This window comes from Stenotrophomonas maltophilia group sp. LNF247 (genome assembly GCF_054083135.1).
The window spans coordinates 115849-132109 of sequence record NZ_JBSRQL010000013.1; the positions used below are offsets into that span (position 1 = coordinate 115849).

12 protein-coding genes are annotated in these 16261 nt (G+C 65.6%); 3 read left to right on the plus strand and 9 right to left on the minus strand.

Going from position 1 to position 16261, the window contains the following annotated elements:
• Positions 1-34 precede the first annotated feature (34 nt).
• From ACTXG9_RS13960 to ACTXG9_RS13985, 6 genes are all read right to left on the minus strand, one after another.
• Positions 35-2227, minus strand: a complete 2193-nt coding sequence (locus tag ACTXG9_RS13960; protein ID WP_206621299.1) for a TonB-dependent siderophore receptor — start codon at positions 2225-2227, stop codon at positions 35-37.
• Positions 2228-2549: 322 nt separating this feature from the next.
• Complete coding sequence (gene mqo / locus ACTXG9_RS13965) at positions 2550-4238, minus strand: malate dehydrogenase (quinone) (RefSeq protein ID WP_456115744.1); 1689 nt, start codon at positions 4236-4238, stop codon at positions 2550-2552.
• 191 nt (positions 4239-4429) lie between these two features.
• Positions 4430-4876: a GNAT family N-acetyltransferase gene (locus tag ACTXG9_RS13970; RefSeq protein WP_206621297.1), complete on the minus strand. Its 447-nt coding sequence runs from the start codon at positions 4874-4876 to the stop codon at positions 4430-4432.
• 184 nt (positions 4877-5060) lie between these two features.
• Positions 5061-5645, minus strand: coding sequence for a hypothetical protein (locus ACTXG9_RS13975; RefSeq protein ID WP_111098262.1), 585 nt, complete (start codon positions 5643-5645; stop codon positions 5061-5063).
• A 198-nt stretch (positions 5646-5843) separates the two neighbouring features.
• On the minus strand, positions 5844-6278 hold the full coding sequence (locus ACTXG9_RS13980) for a tetratricopeptide repeat protein (protein WP_111098263.1): 435 nt from the start codon (positions 6276-6278) through the stop codon (positions 5844-5846).
• Positions 6279-6436: 158 nt separating this feature from the next.
• On the minus strand, positions 6437-7342 hold the full coding sequence (locus ACTXG9_RS13985) for a LysR family transcriptional regulator ArgP (RefSeq protein WP_019659327.1): 906 nt from the start codon (positions 7340-7342) through the stop codon (positions 6437-6439).
• A gap of 138 nt (positions 7343-7480) precedes the next feature.
• On the opposite strand from ACTXG9_RS13985, the gene ACTXG9_RS13990 reads away from it, so the two are divergent.
• Together ACTXG9_RS13990 and ACTXG9_RS13995 are read left to right on the plus strand one after the other, a co-directional pair.
• Positions 7481-8116 (plus strand): LysE/ArgO family amino acid transporter, encoded by a 636-nt coding sequence (locus ACTXG9_RS13990; RefSeq protein ID WP_019659326.1) that lies wholly within the window; start codon positions 7481-7483, stop codon positions 8114-8116.
• A 167-nt stretch (positions 8117-8283) separates the two neighbouring features.
• Positions 8284-10266 (plus strand): alpha/beta hydrolase family protein, encoded by a 1983-nt coding sequence (locus ACTXG9_RS13995; protein WP_021203101.1) that lies wholly within the window; start codon positions 8284-8286, stop codon positions 10264-10266.
• Between the two features lie 57 nt (positions 10267-10323).
• Here ACTXG9_RS13995 and ACTXG9_RS14000 read toward each other — a convergent pair whose 3' ends face one another.
• From ACTXG9_RS14000 to ACTXG9_RS14010, 3 genes are all read right to left on the minus strand, one after another.
• Complete coding sequence (locus tag ACTXG9_RS14000; RefSeq protein WP_111098264.1) at positions 10324-12078, minus strand: peptide MFS transporter; 1755 nt, start codon at positions 12076-12078, stop codon at positions 10324-10326.
• 79 nt (positions 12079-12157) lie between these two features.
• Positions 12158-13306 (minus strand): DUF1624 domain-containing protein, encoded by a 1149-nt coding sequence (locus ACTXG9_RS14005; RefSeq protein ID WP_456115745.1) that lies wholly within the window; start codon positions 13304-13306, stop codon positions 12158-12160.
• 56 nt (positions 13307-13362) lie between these two features.
• A complete protein-coding gene (locus tag ACTXG9_RS14010; protein ID WP_021203104.1) occupies positions 13363-13878 on the minus strand; it encodes a hypothetical protein in 516 nt (171 codons plus the stop codon).
• 329 nt (positions 13879-14207) lie between these two features.
• Between ACTXG9_RS14010 and ACTXG9_RS14015 the strand changes: the two genes are divergently transcribed.
• On the plus strand, positions 14208-16172 hold the full coding sequence (locus tag ACTXG9_RS14015; protein WP_021203105.1) for an OPT family oligopeptide transporter: 1965 nt from the start codon (positions 14208-14210) through the stop codon (positions 16170-16172).
• Positions 16173-16261 lie beyond the last annotated feature (89 nt).

The following is a 16261-nucleotide window of genomic DNA, read 5'->3' on the forward strand; positions in this document are numbered from 1 at the left end:
GCACCCACCAGGCACCCACCGGTTCGCGGGTTGCTCAGAACTTCCAGCGCAGGCTGGCCGACACGAAGCGCGGCTCGCCGTAGTTGTTGTAGTCCAGGTTCGCCCAGTAGCTCTTGTCCAGCGCGTTGCGCACGCTCAGCGTCGCCGTCCAGTTGTCGCTGATGCGGTAGTTGGCGTTGAACTGCACCAGCATGTAGGCCGGCTGGTTCACGGTGACCGTGCCGCCCAGCGGGTAGGCAATGTTGTAGCCCTGCACCTTGCTCTGCCACTGCAGGCCGCCGCCAACGCTCAGGCGTTCCAGTGCGCCGCGCAGCTGCAGTTGGGTGTTGAGCTGCAACAGATCCTTCGGCGGGTTGGCGTACAGCAGGTCAGTGGCCGCGCGGGTGACCTTGACGTGGGTGTAGCCGGCATTGACCGTCCAGCCCGGCAGGATCTCGCCGTTGACGTCCATCTCCCAGCCGCGCGCCTTGGTGCCGTTGACGCCGATGTAGGCCGAGGTGCCATCGCTGAGCGAACCCTCCGGCACGCCCATGTCGCGCACCGCGTAGTTGTCCTGCTTGGCCTCGAACACCGCCGCATTGGCGGTCAGGCGGCCATCGAACCACTGCGTCTTGATGCCCGCTTCCAGGTTGGAGCCCTGTACCGGCGCCAGCAGGTTCTCGTTGCGGTCCTTGTAGTTCTGTGGATTGAAGATCTCGGTGTAGCTGGCATAGGCCGACACGTTCGGGGTGATCTCGTAGACCAGGCCCACGTACGGAGTGACTTCATCGCTCACCTTGTACGCACCGCTGGTGCCGGTATAGGCGCCGGCAGCGTTGTACGAGCGGCTGAGCGTTTCCCACCGGCTCAGGCGTGCACCGGCGATCAGCGACAGCGGATCGGCCAGGTGCACGCGGGTAGCCAGATAGACGCCGCTCTGCGTGGTCTTCGCTACACGGCGTGCGCCGGTGCGGGTGTAGGTCACCTCGGAAATGTCGCCGTTCCAGGAGTACACATTGGGGATGTAGTAGCAGCGCTCACGCCCGCAGGTGGCCCAGTCGCCCGGGAAGTTCAGCGCGACGGTGTTCGTGGTCCCTTCCAGATCCGACCACTGGGCGCCGACCGTGAGGTCGTGGTCGCGGCCGAACAGCGGGAAGCTGCCGGTCAGGTAAGCATCGACATTGCGTCGGGTGTCTTTCGAATCACCGGCGGCGGCACGCAGGTAGATGCCCGATCCGGTCACCGGGTCCGGGTTGCCGGTGCCGTACAGGCGCACGTTCTGCACGTTGCCGCGGGTGTAGGCCGTGTTGATCTTCAACAGCCAGTTGTCGCCGAAACGCTGTTCCAGGTTGGCGAAGGCGGTGTTGCTCTCGCGCTTCCAGTAGCTCCATTTCGGCGACAGGTTGGTCGAGCGCGGCAGGTGCGCGAAATTGCCCTGGCTGTCGAAGAACGGCACGGTGCCCCAGGTCGAACCGGTCGGGTTGTTGTCCTGGGTCTGGTAGCCGAGGGTGAGCGTGGTGCTGTCGCTGACATCGCCTTCAAGCACCGCCATGCCGGCCATCTTGTTCTCGTCGTAGCGGTCGTAGTACAGGCCACGATCGGTATAGGCGGCGACCACGCGGCTGCGGAAGCGGCCGTCATCGGTCAGCGGCGCGGTCACGTCCGCTTCCATGCGGCGATAGTCCCAGCTGCCCGTGCTGACCGCGAACGAGGCATCGAATTCCCTGCCCGGACGCTTGCGCAGCAGATTGACCGTGGCCGACGGCACACCCGCACCACTGAGCAGGCCGTTGGCACCGCGGATCACTTCGATGCGGTCGTAGAAGGCGGTGTCGTATTCCTGGTTGGTGGACCCGCTGTAAGTGGGGATGCCGTCGACCTGGAAGTCGGTGATGGCGAAGCCGCGCGCGTAGTACAGCGGGCGCTGCGTGTCATAGAAGGACACGCTGACGCCGGTCACGTTGCGCATCACGTCATTGATGCTGAACAGCGATTCGTCCTGCAGGCGCTGCAGGCTGATCGCAGTGGCCGACTGCGGGGTTTCCTGCAGGGTGATCGGCAGGCGCGTGGTGCTGGCCGGCGGAGCGGACTGCTCGGCTCGCACGCTGACCCGGTCCAGGGTCTTGGCATCGGCTGAGCCGTCGGCGACAGCAAACGCGCTGGGCGCCGCCAGCAGGGTCAACGACGAAAGCAGGGCAGCCGGCAGCAGCGCGCGGCGGGGCAGGCGGTTACGCAGGGTCAAGGACATGGTGGGCTCGAGGCTTGGAAGCGGGAAGGGTGGCGACAGTCGTCCAGTACCCGGGGCGGCGGCTTCGGGCACATCAGGTCCATCTGGGAGGGCGCGGTCACTGTGCAGGGCGCAAATGTAAATAATTCTTAACAACATTACAATTCGTGTCATCGTGCATCGGCTTTCCGGCACCAGGCATCGCCTTCTGTAGAGCCGAGCCCATGCTCGGCTGCTTTTTGCTGGAGCCGAGCTTGGGCTCGGCTCCACAGCAGGGAGCCGCCCAAAAGCGAACGGCCACCCGAAGGTGGCCGTCCGTCTGCATCGAAAGGAACGTGCGGGCTTACAGCGCCTGCAGTTCCTCATTGGCGTTGCGCTTTTCCTTGGCCTGCGCAGGCACCGTGGCCGCAGCGGGCGATGCCGCGTTCGCATTCACCGGCACCTCCAGATACGGCAGGTGCAGGGTCTGGCTGGTCAGCGTACGGATCTCGTTGACCAGCGCCGGGCTGTCGTTGAGCTTGCGCCCATACGACGGCACGATCTCGCGCAGGCGGGTTTCCCAGCCGGCCTTCATCTGCTCCGGGAAGGCCTTGGCCATCAGGTCCAGCATGATCGGCGGCGAGGTCGATGCACCCGGCGAGGCGCCGAGCAGGGCCGCAATGGTGTGGTCCTTGTCGGTCACGATCTCGGTACCGAACTGCAGCACCGCGCCCTTCAGCGGATCGCGCTTGATGATCTGCACGCGCTGGCCGGCGGTGATCAGCTTCCAGTCACCCGGCTTGGCACTGGGGAAGTACTTGACCAGCTCGGCCTGGCGGTCGGCATCGTTCAGGCGTGCCTGGCCCATCAGGTACTGCACCAGGTCCAGGTTGTCCTTGCCCACTTCCAGCATCGGGCCGACGTTGTTGTGGGTGACCGAGGAATACAGGTCCCACCACGAGCCGTGCTTGAGGAACTTGGTGCTGTACAGCGCGAACGGCCCGAACAGGACCACCGGCTTGCCGTCCAGCTTGCGTGCATCCAGGTGCGGCACCGACATCGGCGGCGAACCGGTCTCGGCCATGCCGTAGGCCTTCACCCCATGGCGCGAGGTCACGTCCTGGCCCTGGAAGGCGAGGAACTGGCCACCGACCGGGAAGCCGGCATAGTCCTTCGATTCCGGAATGCCGGACATCTGCAGCAGCTTGAGCGCGGCGCCACCGGCGCCGATGAACACGAACCGGGCGTGGGTGGTGGTCTCGGTGCCGGCCTTGAGATCCTTCACCGTCACGTTCCAGCTCTTGTCGGCGTTCTGCCGCAGCGCGGTCACTTCATGGTTCAGGTGCAGGCTGAAGTTCGGGCTGCGCTGCAGGCCGGCGGTCAGCTGGCGGGTGATCACGCCGAAATTGACGTCGGTGCCCAGCGGCATCCAGGTCGCGGCAACTTTCTGCTTCGGGTCACGGCCTTCCATCAGCAGCGGGGCCCACTGTTTGATCTGCGCCGGATCCTCGGAGTACTGCATGCCGTAGAACAGCGGATTCTTGACCAGGGCCTGCTGGCGCTTGTGCAGGTAGGCGATGTTGTCATCGCCCCAGACGAAGCTCATGTGCGGCGTCGGGTTGATGAAGTCGCTGGGCTGGTTCAGCCGGCCTTCCTTCACCTGGTGCGACCAGAACTGGCGCGAGACTTCGAACGACTCGGCGATGCCGACCGCGCGCTTGGTCTCGATGCTGCCATCGGGCAGCTCCGGGGTGTAGTTCAGTTCGGCGAAGGCCGAATGGCCGGTGCCGGCGTTGTTCCAGCCATCGGAGCTTTCACCGGCGACGCCATCGAGGCGTTCGTAGACCTGGATGTTCCAGTCCGGCTGCAGTTCCTGCAGGTAGGTGGCCAGGGTGATGCTCATGATGCCGGCGCCGACCAGCACAACATCGACGGGCTTGTCGTTGCTGGCGGCGGGCACCGAGCGCTGGGTCAGCGGCCAGTACAGGAACAGCGCGGCGGCCAGCAACAGCAGCACGAGCAGGGCGAGAAGAGCCTTGCCAAATTTCTTCATGGGGGCGGGATCGTTGGCGGAGGGGAAGGGGTCAGGATGCGCGTGGGGCAGGGAAAGGGCGTGAAGAAACAACGCCTTGCAGCATCCATCCGCGATTCTAACCGGATCCGGTCCTTTTTTGATGCAACGCAGCATCCGACGTTTCGCGGCGCTGTCACATGGACGGCAGGCGACGCCCGGCAACGGTGGGATCAGACCAGCTCAAGGATCTCGTCGCCGGCCTCATCGACCCCGCCGGTCGGGCGCCAGCCCAGGCGGCGGTAGAAGCCATGCGAGCGCGAACGCGGGTCGGCGGAGCAGGCCAGGAACAGCCGCTGGTGGCCGGCATCGCGGGCCAGGCTGACCACGTCCTGCAGCAGCTGGCGGCCAATGCCGCGGCCCTCGTAGTCCGGCAGCAGGGCCAGCACCAGCACCTCGCCGCTGTCACGGTCGGCGAAGCAGTAGCCGGCCATGCGCTCGCCGTCCCAGGCGATGCGGCCGATCGAATCGCCCTGGGCGATGCCGGCCGCCCAGCTGTCCACCGTGATGCCCCGTTCCGCAAGCTGGGCCGCGCTGAAGGCGTTCTCGCGGGTGCGCCCGCGCAGGTCGATGCAGGCGGCGGCATCTTCGGGGCGGGCGTCGCGGACGAATACAGGCATGCAGGGCATCCTTGCGGTGATCGGCCGCTCAGTATCTGCATGGCGCATGGAATCGATGTGTAGGGTTGATGGAGATTGGATGGAGGCCCCGCAGCAGCAGGGGATAGGGGGATCGGTGCCGCTGATGCAGATGTCGCCCGGCGGCGTGGCAGTGAAAGGCTTTCAGCAGGTGCTTGCACCCCGGTCAGTGACTGCCGACGGTGAAGTACTCCACGGCGAAGTAGCCGATCTGGTAAGCCAGCGTTGCCAGCACCAGGCGCAGCTGTGTGCGTTGGCTGCGCAGTCGCCAGCCGAGCACCGCCACCGCCAGCATCAACACGGCATGCAACGGGTACGCGGCTCCCAGCAGCTTCCAGCGGCTGCTGCCCTTGATGGCGGTATCGACCAGGTCGAGCAGGGTCAGTGCAGCCACCACGCTGAAGATCCAGCGCCGACGCTGCATGAGATAGTTCCCGTAGCTGCCGTATTCACGCAGGTCGTCGGGAAACAGCAGCGCGCACAGCAGGAACCAGGTCGCGCAGTACACAATCACGAACAGGTAGGTTTCAAACGTCCAGCGGTGCACCTCGATGAGGCGGAACTCCCACCACCAGAAGGTCACCAGCGATATCAGCGTCCACGCCACCCAGCCCAGGTGCAGGGCCGAGCAGCCGCGGCGCTGCGGATGCTCGATGATCTGCGCCAGGCCCTTGAGCACGGTGGTGATCGACAGGCCGAGGATGATGCCCATCACCACCCGGATGTGCAGGAACAGCGGATCGGTCTGCATCGCGGCGCTCCGTGTCGGGTGCTGCGATGCTGGCACAACCGGGCGCCCCTGAACGGACCCCGGTCACGCACAGAAGAGCGGAGAAAAAAGGGACGGAGGGGATTAAGTCGCTCTCGCCCTGATTCGTCCATGGCTGAGGACTGGCCACGTCCTGGCGACCAGGCGCGGTATTCTCAGCGCTTGGCCGGCTTGGTGGTATCAGGGCGAAGTAAGGCCCTGCTGTCGCAGCAGGGCAATATACTTCCCGCCTTCATCGTCAGCGTCGAATATGTCCTCGCCGTCCAGTGCATACGCCCTGAGCAGGTATTCAAGGGCCCGATCCCGCTGCCCCAGAAGTTCGTTGCATTGGCCAGCGCGATACAGAATGAAGGGATTGGCACGCCCGTCCGGACCATTCAATGCATCCATGAAGTACTTCAGGGCGGCCACTACGTCACCGGAAAGAAAGCTCGCGTCTCCAAGTGAAGCACAGAGCCAAGTGTAGGCCTCCCAATCCTTGGCAGGAGCTGGCAACGCTTCTAAAGCCTGCAGCCAGCACCGAGTCGCACCAGCATGGTCATCGGCATCCATGAGGACGTTTCCCTGCTCTGAGAGGTCAGTGACCTGCTCATAGATTTCGTCAGGAAGTTCCATTCGGTTTGACTCACAGATGACAAGCCTTCCAGCCTACGTAAAAAAAGTGCACCTGTCGGCTGGCAAGTGCGCTATCTGGTGTCGCGATCGTCTCGCATTTTGACCCCGTGAGCCGAAAGCGCCTGTCAACCAAGATCTACACCCCCTGAGAAGCCAACTCAGCGCTTGCGCCGGATCAGCGCCGAGGAGGCATCCAGTACCGCGCGGGTGAGCAGGGCCATGGTCTGCACGTCGCCCTTCCAGTGCTGCCAGTACAGCGGCACGTCTTCCCACGCGCGCTGGCGCACGTAGACCAGGCGGCCGGCGTCCAGGTGCCGCTTGACCAGTGGCAGCGGGTTCATGGTCCAGCCCAGTCCGCCGAGGTTGGCCTGCACGAAGGCGCGCGTGGACGGAATCCACCAGGTCGGTGCAGTGCTGGGCAGGTCGTCGCCGGCCATGCGCCGGGCGAAGCGCGACTGCATGTCGTCCTTGCGGTTGAATACCAGCACCGGTGCCTGTGCCAGCGCCTGCGCGGTCACGCCCTTGGCGAAGTGGCGTTCGCGAAATTCGGGGGTGCACGTCGCTGCGTAGCGGATGCTGCCCAGCGCATGGATCTGGCAGCCCTGCACCGGCTCGTCCAGCGTGGTCACTGCGCCCAGCACCGTGCCCTGGCGCAGCAGCTCCACGGTGTGGTCCTGGTCTTCCACACGCAGGTCCAGGGTGGTGCCGGTGGTCTGCGCGAACTGGTAGGCGGCCTGCGGAAACCAGGTTTCCAGGCTGTCGTGGTTCACCGCCACCGGGATGCTGGCCTGGGGCAGATCCTCATCGGCCAGGCCCATCCGGTGCAGCGCATCGTGTTCGAGCAGGGCGGTCTGCTCGGCCAGCTGAACGAGCAGCTGCCCCTCGGCGGTGGCGGTGGCAGGCGTGCCGCGCTTGACCAGCAGGCGGCCGATCCGGTCCTCCAGTGCCTTGACCCGCTGCGAGATGGCCGAGGGCGTGACATTCAGCGACTGTGCGGCGCGGTCGAAGCTGCCTTCGCGGATCACCGCGGCCAAGGCGCGCAGCTGGGCATGATCGATACGCATCGAATTAAGCTCCGCTAATGTTGGTTTAGGAAGTTTAGCTCGTCTTTTTCATGTTGCGGCGCGACAATGGCGCCCGTTCCGGTGCTGTCCGCCTTCGCGAGGCACCGTCCCCCCAAGCAAGTTAAGGCAGTGAATCCCATGTTCTCGGTCATCTCCGCCAGCACCGGCCTCGGTGCCTGGTTCTCTGGTGCAGCTACCGGCATCGGCCTGTTCGCCGTGGTCGGCGCCCAGAGCGCCTTCATTCTGCGCCAAGGCATCCTGCGCAAGCACATCGTGCCGGTGGTTGCCACCTGTGCGGCCATCGATGCGATCTTCATTTTCGCCAGCGTTGCCGGCCTGCGCACGCTCACCTCGGCGCTGCCGTGGCTGACCAGCGCCGTGCTGTGGACCGGCGTGGCATTCCTGGCCTGGTACGCGATGAAGTCGGCACGCCGTGCGATCGCCGGTGGCGGCGGCATGGGTGAGGCTGACAGCGATGACGGCAGCCGCCGCGCGGTGCTGATGGCCGCAGTCGGCTTTTCGCTGATCAACCCGCACTTCTGGCTGGACATGATGGTGATCGGCTCGATCGCCGAGAACTTCGGCAACGCCCGCATGGCCTTCGCCGCCGGCGTGGTGACCGCCAGCTGCCTTTGGCTGACCGCGCAGGGACTGGGCGCACGCCTGCTGGCGCCGCTGTTCACCAAGCCCAGCACCTGGCGTGTGCTTGACGGCACCATCGCCGTGATCCTCAGCATCCTGGCCCTAACGTTGGCGGTGCGCGGGGTCCACTGACCCGGCGCATGCCCCCCGAACCCACGTCCTGACTCTCTCTCCAAGGTAGTGGTAACGACGGCACCGGCAACGGTGCCGTCGTTTTTTCTGCCGATGTGGCGCGGCAAACGGTCACGTGCCTAGAATCGTGCATCCGGACAGGGTGTCCGGTTTTCCATGGGGGAAGGATGCGCAGGATTGTGCTTGCTGTACTGCTGGGAGCGGTTGTGGGCGGAGCATCGGCGGCGACGCTGGACCTGGATCGCTATCTGCGGCAGGAGTCGTTTACCGACATCAAGATTTCACCGGGGGGCGAGTACATCGCCGCGACGGTTCCGCTGGAGGCCGGGACCGCATTGGCGATCTACCGCATTGCCGACATGAAGATGGTGGGCAGCTTCCGCCCGCCCCGCAACGATCACGCCCACACCTTCGACTGGGTCAGCAACGAGCGGCTTCTGGTCGGCATGGCACAGAAGTTCGGGGTGCTGGAGCGGCCGACGCCGACTGGCGAATTGTTCGGCATCAATGCCAATGGCAAGGGCGGCGAGCTGCTGGTGGGTTACCGGGTTGCCGACCAGAGCCTGGGTACCAACATCAAGGTCAAGCCGGCGGGCCTGGTGGCCGCGTACCTCAGTGATGAACTCAAGGACGACGACCGCAACGCACTGGTGACGGTAATCCCGCTGGTCGGCAGTTCGCATGCACAGGTCGAGCGCATGGACGTGATCACCGGTCGCCGCAATGCGGTGGCACGGGCTCCCATTCCCGATGCGGACTTCACGACCGATGAGCAGGGCGAAGTGCGGTTCGCGCGCGCTGTCGTTACCGACGGCACGCAGAAGCTCTATTACCGCACGGGCAGCAACAGCGACTGGCTCCTGCTCAACGATGAATCCCTGAGCAAGCGCATCGAGCTGCCGCTCGGCTTTTCGGCCGATGGTCGCCTGGCGTACCTGCAGGTCGAGCAGGCAGACGGGCCTGACGCCATTGTGAGCTGGGATCCGCACAGCAATGAGCGACGCACCGTGCTGCGCGATGGGACGGCCGACCCTGCGCGCATCATCCGGCGCCCCGGCAGCCGCGTACCGGTCGGGGCGCTGTTCCTTGGCAGTGCACCGCGAACGGCATTCTTCGATGATGCCTCGGACGAAGCCCGCCTTTACCGCAGCCTCGAAGCGGGCCTGGGCGGAGCGGTCTACATCACCTCCAGCACGCGCGATGGCAGGACGGTGCTGGTGGAAACCTGGTCAGGCAGCAACCCAGGCGATTTCTATCTCTATGACACGGTGGCCAAGAGTGCTCGGCACCTGATCAGCCGCAGCGACTGGATCGACCCTGCGCTGGCCGCGCAGGTGCGTCCGATCAGCCTGAAGGCGCGTGACGGGCGTCCGCTGCATGGTTTCCTTACCGTCCCGCATGGCCACGAGGCCGGTGCGCTGCCGATGGTAGTGGTGCCGCACGGGGGCCCGATCGGCGTTGCCGACGACGGCACCTACGACACCGAGGCACAGATGCTGGCGGCGGCAGGCTATGCGGTGTTGCAGGTGAATTTCCGCGGATCTTCCGGCTATGGCCGGGCCCACATGCAGGCTGCGCGCAAGCAATGGGGGCTGTCGATGCAGGATGACGTCACCGATGCCACGCGGTGGGCGATCGACCAGGGCGTGGCCGACAAGAACCGCATCTGCATCTACGGGGCCAGTTACGGTGCCTATGCGGCGATGATGGGGGCGGTGCGCGAACCAGGCCTCTACCAGTGCGCGGCCGGCTACGTCGGCATCTACGATCTGCCGTTGATGTACGCCCGCGGAGATATCCAGAGTGATGAGTCAGGCCTGGCCTACCTGCGCAACTGGCTGGGATCGCCCAAGGATCTGGCAGAGCGTTCCCCGGTGAATCTGGCTGCGCAGGTACGGGTGCCGGTATTCCTGGCCGCAGGTGGCCAGGACCAGCGTGCGCCGATCGTGCACAGCGAACGCATGGAAGCGGCATTGAAGAAGGCGGGTTCGCCGGTGGAAACCCTGTACGTCAGGAACGAAGGGCATGGCTTCTATTCGCCTGCCAACCAACGCACGTACTACAGCAGGTTGCTGGCCTTCCTCTCGCGCAGCCTGGGGGGACAGGTGGCCGCGCAGGCCGCGCCTGCGGAAAAGAGCAGCGCGCCCTGAGCACGCCGGGAGCGGCGGATGATCGATCCGCCGCCCCGGATTTCGCCTGCACCGGGCTTACTTGACCCCGTGCATCATCTTCTTCAGCAGCGGCGCGGCAATGAAGGCGGCCAGCGCACAGCCCAAGCCGATCCACATCAGCAGCCAGAACAGGTGCGCATAGGCGCCGGCGGCGGCCACCATGTCCAGCGATTCGCCTTCCGGCACCTCGATCGCGGCCAGCTTGCCGAACAGCGCGGCCAGCGTCTCCGAGAAGGCGGTGGCGAGGAACCAGGTGCCCATCATCAGGCTCATCACCCGCGGCACGGCCAACTGGGTGACCGCCGACAGGCCGACCGGCGACAGGCACATCTCGCCACTGGCCAGCAGGAAGTAGGCCAGCACCAGCCACCACACACTGGCCATCTCGCCGGTAGCGCCGACCTGCTGTGCGGCCAGTGCCAGCGGCACGAACGACAGCGCGCCGATCACCAGACCCCAGGCCGATTTGACCGGCTTGCCCGGTTCCCAGCCGCGGCGGTCCATCCACGTCCACAGTGCGGCGAAGGCCGGTGCCAGCAGCACCAGGAACAGGCCACCCAGGTAGGTCAGCGAGCCTGCGGTCTGCGGGATCACCAGGCAGTCGCGCACCAGCAGCACCAGCATCAGCACGACGATGGCGGCGAAGAACGTGCGCGGCGCAGCCGAGCCCGGGCGCCGTTCCGACAGGCGCGCGCTGACCACGAAGCCGAGCGGTGCCAGCAGCAGCGAGAGAATCGACCACGGCAGCGGCGTGCCGCCGGTGATCACCAGCGAGGGCACGATGTCCTTGGTCAGCAGGCGGTCGGTGAAGGTCACCCACGAGCCGTAGGACTGCTCGTACATCGTGAAGAACACCAGCGCCATGAAGATCAGCACCATCAGCGCGATCATCTGCTGACGCTGCACCGGCGTGCATTTCGTACCGGTGAACCAGGCGAACCAGACCAGCACGCCGCCCAGCACCACCAGCATCAGCATCAGCGCCAGGCTGATTTCACCGCCCAGCGCGAACGCGCCATTGCCGGCGGCCCACATCAGCCAGGCGACCGGCAGCACACCGAGCATCGCGCACAGGTAGATCAGCCATTCGCGCGGCAGGCCCAGCACCTTCTGTTTCAGCGCTGCCGGCTGCGGCGGTTCGGCGTGGCCCTGCAGGTATTTCTGGCCCCACAGGAACATTGCCAGGCCGGCCAGCATGCCGACGCCGGCCGCACCGAATCCATACTTCCAGCCGTAGGCCTCACCAAGGAAGCCGCACACCAGCGATGAGAACAGCGCACCGAGGTTGATGCCGGCGTAGAACAGCGAGAAGCCCGAATCGCGGCGCGGATCGTCCTTGGCGTACAGCTTGCCGACGATGGTGGAGATGTTCGGCTTGAGGAAGCCGACGCCCATGATGATCAGCGCCAGCGACAGGTAGGTCACCGCCAGTGCCGAGGTGTCGCGCACCACTTCGCCGTTCACCCGGTAGGCTGCATGGCCCTCGAAGGCCATGCCGAGGTGGCCGAGCACCAGCAGGATGCCGCCGAACAGCACCGCCCGGCGCATGCCCAGCCAGCGGTCGGCCAGCATGCCGCCGAACACCGGGATGCAGTACACCAGGCCGCCGTAGGCGCCGAGCAGGTCCAGGCCGGCCTTGTCGCCGAACAGGTGGTATTTGGTCAGGTACAGCAGCAGCAGCGCCTTCATGCCGTAGAAGGAGAAGCGCTCCCACATTTCAGTGAAGAAGCAGACGTAGACGCCCTTGGGGTGGCCCAGGAAATCGTCGGAAGCGATAGCGGTGGAATTCATCGCGGAATTATAGGCCTGTGGCCCGATCCGCTTTCAGTGGATCCACGCCATGCGTGGATTGCCGGACTGGTCTGGGCGATCACAGGTATCGCAACCACGGCAGATCGCGCCTTCGCGCTTTGAACCGCGCGAAGGCCCGCGTCGGCGGGTACAGCACCACCGCCAGCGCACAGGCCACCAGCAGCAGGCCGGTCACCGAATCCAGTGCGTACAGGTCACCGTGCGTCGGTCCCCAGATCGCCAGCGCGGCCAGGTACAGCCCCTTCAGCACATACAGGTGCAGCAGGTAGAAGAACATCGGCGCGGCGCCGATATCGGCCAGCGGGCGCAGCGCAAGCGCCAGGGGCGGCCATTCGTACAGGCGCAGCAACAGAAGGCCCACGCCCAGGGTCAGCAGCAGGAACTGCAATGACGGCGGGTACTTGGTGATGTTGAGGATGCTCAGCCAGGTGCGCAGCGTGGTGGTCTGGTACTGCCACGGTGCATCCCCGTACTGGTTGGCGAACCGCAGCAGTGCGAACAGGACCAGCGCGCCGATGCCTGCCCACAGCAGCCAGCGCTGGCGCTGCTCTGGCGCGCGCTCGCGACCGAACCACGGCCCCATCAGGTAGCCCAGTGCGATCACCCCGATCCACGGCAGCAGCGGATAGGACGTGCGCAGGCGCAGCGCACCGGCCTCGATCCAGTCGCGCTGGTGCAGCACTTTCCACAGCACCGCCAGCAGGCCATTGCCTTGCACCCGTAAGCCGTCGAACAGGTTGTGCCCGGCCACCACCGCGATTGCCAGCACCAGCAGCGCCGGGCGTGGCAGCCAAAGCAGCCCGGCCAGCGCGATCATGCTCAGCCCGATGGCCCAGATCACCTGCAGGTACAGCGTGTCCGGCGGCAGCTGGAAGGTCCAGGCGAAGTTCACCAGGGTCAGTTCCAGCACGACCAGGAACAGCCCGCGCTTGAGCAGGAAGGCTGCGGTGGCCCGGCGCGGATCCGCCTGGCGCTGGCCGTACAGCCAGGCCGACAGGCCGGTCAACAGGACGAACACGGGCGCACACAGGTGCGCCAGCAGACGGCAGGTGAACAGCGCAGGGGAGACCGTCGCCGCGTCCATCGGGTCGCTTACCTGGTGCTGCAGGAAGAAGGTCTCGCGCACGTGGTCGAGCAACATCAACAGCATCACGGTGCCGCGCAGCTGGTCGATGGAGGCAAGGCGGAGGGAGGGGGAAGAGGCCACGTGGGATGTTCGACCGGCGTGACAGGATATAACATAACGTTCTGCTGCGTAGCCCGTCAGGGTTGGCAGACAGCTGCGCTCCAACCCGTCCGCTTGTCGTACCTGATGGGGATCACCCGAGTCGATCCGTCAGGCGCAGCTTTCAGGCAGAACTTCGCCGTGTAGCCCCTGATTGGGCCATTGGTGGGAGCGTTGAGGTAGACCTCGTACAAGGTTGCAGGAATCAATGGCTGTGGAGAAGTGCGCAGCGTGGCCGAGGCTGGCAGATCGCCGTAGACGATGCACTGGCCCGGTGCCAAAGGCTCTACGGGAGTCAGGTCGTACATGAACGACCATGCCTTCACCGTGTCGTGGTGATACACGATCACCGCTTGCAGGATACGGGGCGATCGGACCCATTCCAGTGCCCGCGGCGGCAGGCCGAAACAAGGTATTCCTTCCCGATCCTCGATCACCGCGGTGCCGAACCCGCTGTAGGCGTTGACGTTGCCTATACCCAGCAGCAGGCACAGCATCGCGCCCGCTGCAACGAGGAGGGCACGCATCATCGTGATCAATGGTGCGTCTGCCATGCGGTCTCCTTGCCGACGTTGTGTTGGTGGCAGTGCACGGTGTTGGATTCCGGGAATCGACTCAAGCAGGTGCTGGGTCGCAAACCCCCTCGCCTGGCGCGCATCGCCCGATGGGCCGGGGGCGTCGGGGGATTGGGGTCAAGGGGACCCCCCGCTCCGACGCACCGGTGCCCTGTGCACAACTTGGTCAAACACGACACATCTGAAGGGGCCAGGGGCCTGCTAGGGCGCAGCGCTGGGCGAGGGCTTGCCAGCCGGTACCAACCGCACTGGACTTGCCGCCCCCTGAACGCTAGCGTGGCAGGGATTTTTTGCCAGCAGGGGCTTCCATGAACCACGACGCTGCGCCCAAGCAGCTCACCTTCCGCGCAGTGGCCCTGGCCATCGTGCTGGCGGTGGTGCTGTCGGCCGCAAACGCCTACCTCGGCCTGTTCGCAGGCCTGACCATCGCCACCGCCATTCCCGCCGCGGTGATTTCCATGGGCGTGCTGCGCCTGCTGGGCGGTGGCTCCATCCTTGAAAACAACATCGTGCAGACCGGCGCTTCGGCCGGTTCGTCGATCGCCGCCGGCGTGATCTTCACCATCCCCGCGCTGGTGATCATGGGCTACTGGCCGGACTTCAAGTACTGGTGGGTGCTGGGCATCGCCGGCCTCGGCGGCCTGCTGGGCGTGCTGTTCTCGGTGCCGCTGCGCCGTTCGATGATCGTCGAAGACCCGCTGCCGTTCCCGGAAGGCAAGGCGGCGGCCGAAGTGCTCAAGGCCGGCGAGAACCCGGGCCCGGGCCTGAAGATCCTCGGCCTGTCGGCGGTGATCGGCGCCTTCGTCAAGCTGGCCGCGGAAAGCGGGATGCGCCTGATTCCAGATGCCTGGGCCACCTCGGCCTATGTCGGCAGCTCCAAGGTCACCGCCTTCATCGGTACCAACCTGTCACCGGCGTTGCTGGGCGTGGGCTACATCGTCGGCCTCAACGTCGGCATCGTGGTGGTGTCCGGTTCGATCCTGACCTGGCACATCGCCATCCCGATCTACCAGGCGTTCTTCATGAACACCGATCCGGCGCTGGCCGCGTCGGTTGCCGCGGCTTCGTCCACCGAGGCGGCGTTCGCCATCTGGGGCGCGAAGATGCGCTACCTGGGTGTCGGCGCGATGCTGATCGGTGGCATCTGGACCCTGATCTCGCTGCGCAAGTCGCTGCTCAACGGCGTCAAGAGCGGCTTTGCCGCCGCCCGCAAGAGCGGTGGCCCGGTGCTGGCGCATACCGAGCGCGACCTGCCGATGAAGTGGATGCTGGTTGCCCTGGTGGCGTTCGTGCTGCCGCTGCTGGCCCTGTACCAGGCCATCGTCGGCCAGTGGCACGTGTCGATCCCGATGACCCTCATCATGATCGTCGCCGGCTTCCTGTTCGTGTCGGTCTCGGCCTACCTGGCCGGCCTGATCGGTTCGTCCAACAACCCGGTCTCGGGCATCACCATCTCCACCATCCTGTTCGCCTCGGCCGTGCTGGTCGTGCTGCTGGGCGCTGACGGCCTCAAGCCGGTCGGTGCCGGCGGGGCGCCGCTGGGCGCGGTGGCCGCGATCATGATCGGTGCGGTGGTGTGCTGTGCCGCTGCGGTCGGTGGTGACAACCTGCAGGACCTCAAGGCCGGTTACATCGTCGGTGCCACCCCGTGGAAGCAGCAGCTGATGCTGGGCATCGGTGCGTTCTCGTGCGCGCTGATCATGGCCCCGGTACTGAACCTGCTGGCCACTGCCTACGGCATCGGCGTGAAGTCCGAGCTGCACCCGAACGCGCTGGCTGCGCCGCAGGCCAACCTGATGGCCTCGGTGGCCAAGGGCCTGTTCGGTGGTGAACTGCCGTGGACCTTCATCGGCATCGGTGCTGTGGTCGGCGCTGCCATCATCGCCTTCGACAGCTGGCTGAAGTCCCGCAACGCGCGCTTCCGCGTGCCGGTGCTGGCCGCCGCCATCGGCATCTACCTGCCGCTGGAACTGATGGTGCCGATCTTCCTCGGCGGCCTGATCGCCCATCTGGTCGAGCGCTTCCACAGGGTGCGCGCCGATGACGAAGAAGGCCGCGACCGCGTGCACAAGCCGGGCGTGCTGTTTGCCGCCGGCCTGATCACCGGTGAGGCACTGATGGGCATCGCCATCGCGATTCCGATCGTGGTCAGCAGCCGCGCCGATGTGCTGGCAGTGCCGTTCCACCTGCCGGGCGCACAGTGGATCGGCCTGGCCGTGCTGTTCCTGGTCGGCTGGCTGATCTACCGCACCGGCAAGTACGCCAAGGCGTAAGGGACGGGTAGTGCCGACCGCTGGCCGGCAATCCCGGAATCCCGTTGTAGGCTTATGATTGAATCGCTTGTTTCTGCAGTGCTTCGGGG

What these genes read in the sequence shown, in the direction of transcription:
- ACTXG9_RS14000 (WP_111098264.1), bottom strand. Translation starts at nt 12,078, where the DNA reads ATGAATTCCACCGCTATCGCTTCCGACGATTTCCTGGGCCACCCCAAG.
- ACTXG9_RS13985 (WP_019659327.1), bottom strand. Translation starts at nt 7,342, where the DNA reads ATGCGTATCGATCATGCCCAGCTGCGCGCCTTGGCCGCGGTGATCCGC.
- mqo (WP_456115744.1), bottom strand. Translation starts at nt 4,238, where the DNA reads ATGAAGAAATTTGGCAAGGCTCTTCTCGCCCTGCTCGTGCTGCTGTTG.
- ACTXG9_RS13960 (WP_206621299.1), bottom strand. Translation starts at nt 2,227, where the DNA reads ATGTCCTTGACCCTGCGTAACCGCCTGCCCCGCCGCGCGCTGCTGCCG.
- ACTXG9_RS13995 (WP_021203101.1), top strand. Translation starts at nt 8,284, where the DNA reads ATGCGCAGGATTGTGCTTGCTGTACTGCTGGGAGCGGTTGTGGGCGGA.
- ACTXG9_RS13975 (WP_111098262.1), bottom strand. Translation starts at nt 5,645, where the DNA reads ATGCAGACCGATCCGCTGTTCCTGCACATCCGGGTGGTGATGGGCATC.
- ACTXG9_RS14010 (WP_021203104.1), bottom strand. Translation starts at nt 13,878, where the DNA reads ATGGCAGACGCACCATTGATCACGATGATGCGTGCCCTCCTCGTTGCA.
- ACTXG9_RS13990 (WP_019659326.1), top strand. Translation starts at nt 7,481, where the DNA reads ATGTTCTCGGTCATCTCCGCCAGCACCGGCCTCGGTGCCTGGTTCTCT.
- ACTXG9_RS14015 (WP_021203105.1), top strand. Translation starts at nt 14,208, where the DNA reads ATGAACCACGACGCTGCGCCCAAGCAGCTCACCTTCCGCGCAGTGGCC.
- ACTXG9_RS13970 (WP_206621297.1), bottom strand. Translation starts at nt 4,876, where the DNA reads ATGCCTGTATTCGTCCGCGACGCCCGCCCCGAAGATGCCGCCGCCTGC.
- ACTXG9_RS13980 (WP_111098263.1), bottom strand. Translation starts at nt 6,278, where the DNA reads ATGGAACTTCCTGACGAAATCTATGAGCAGGTCACTGACCTCTCAGAG.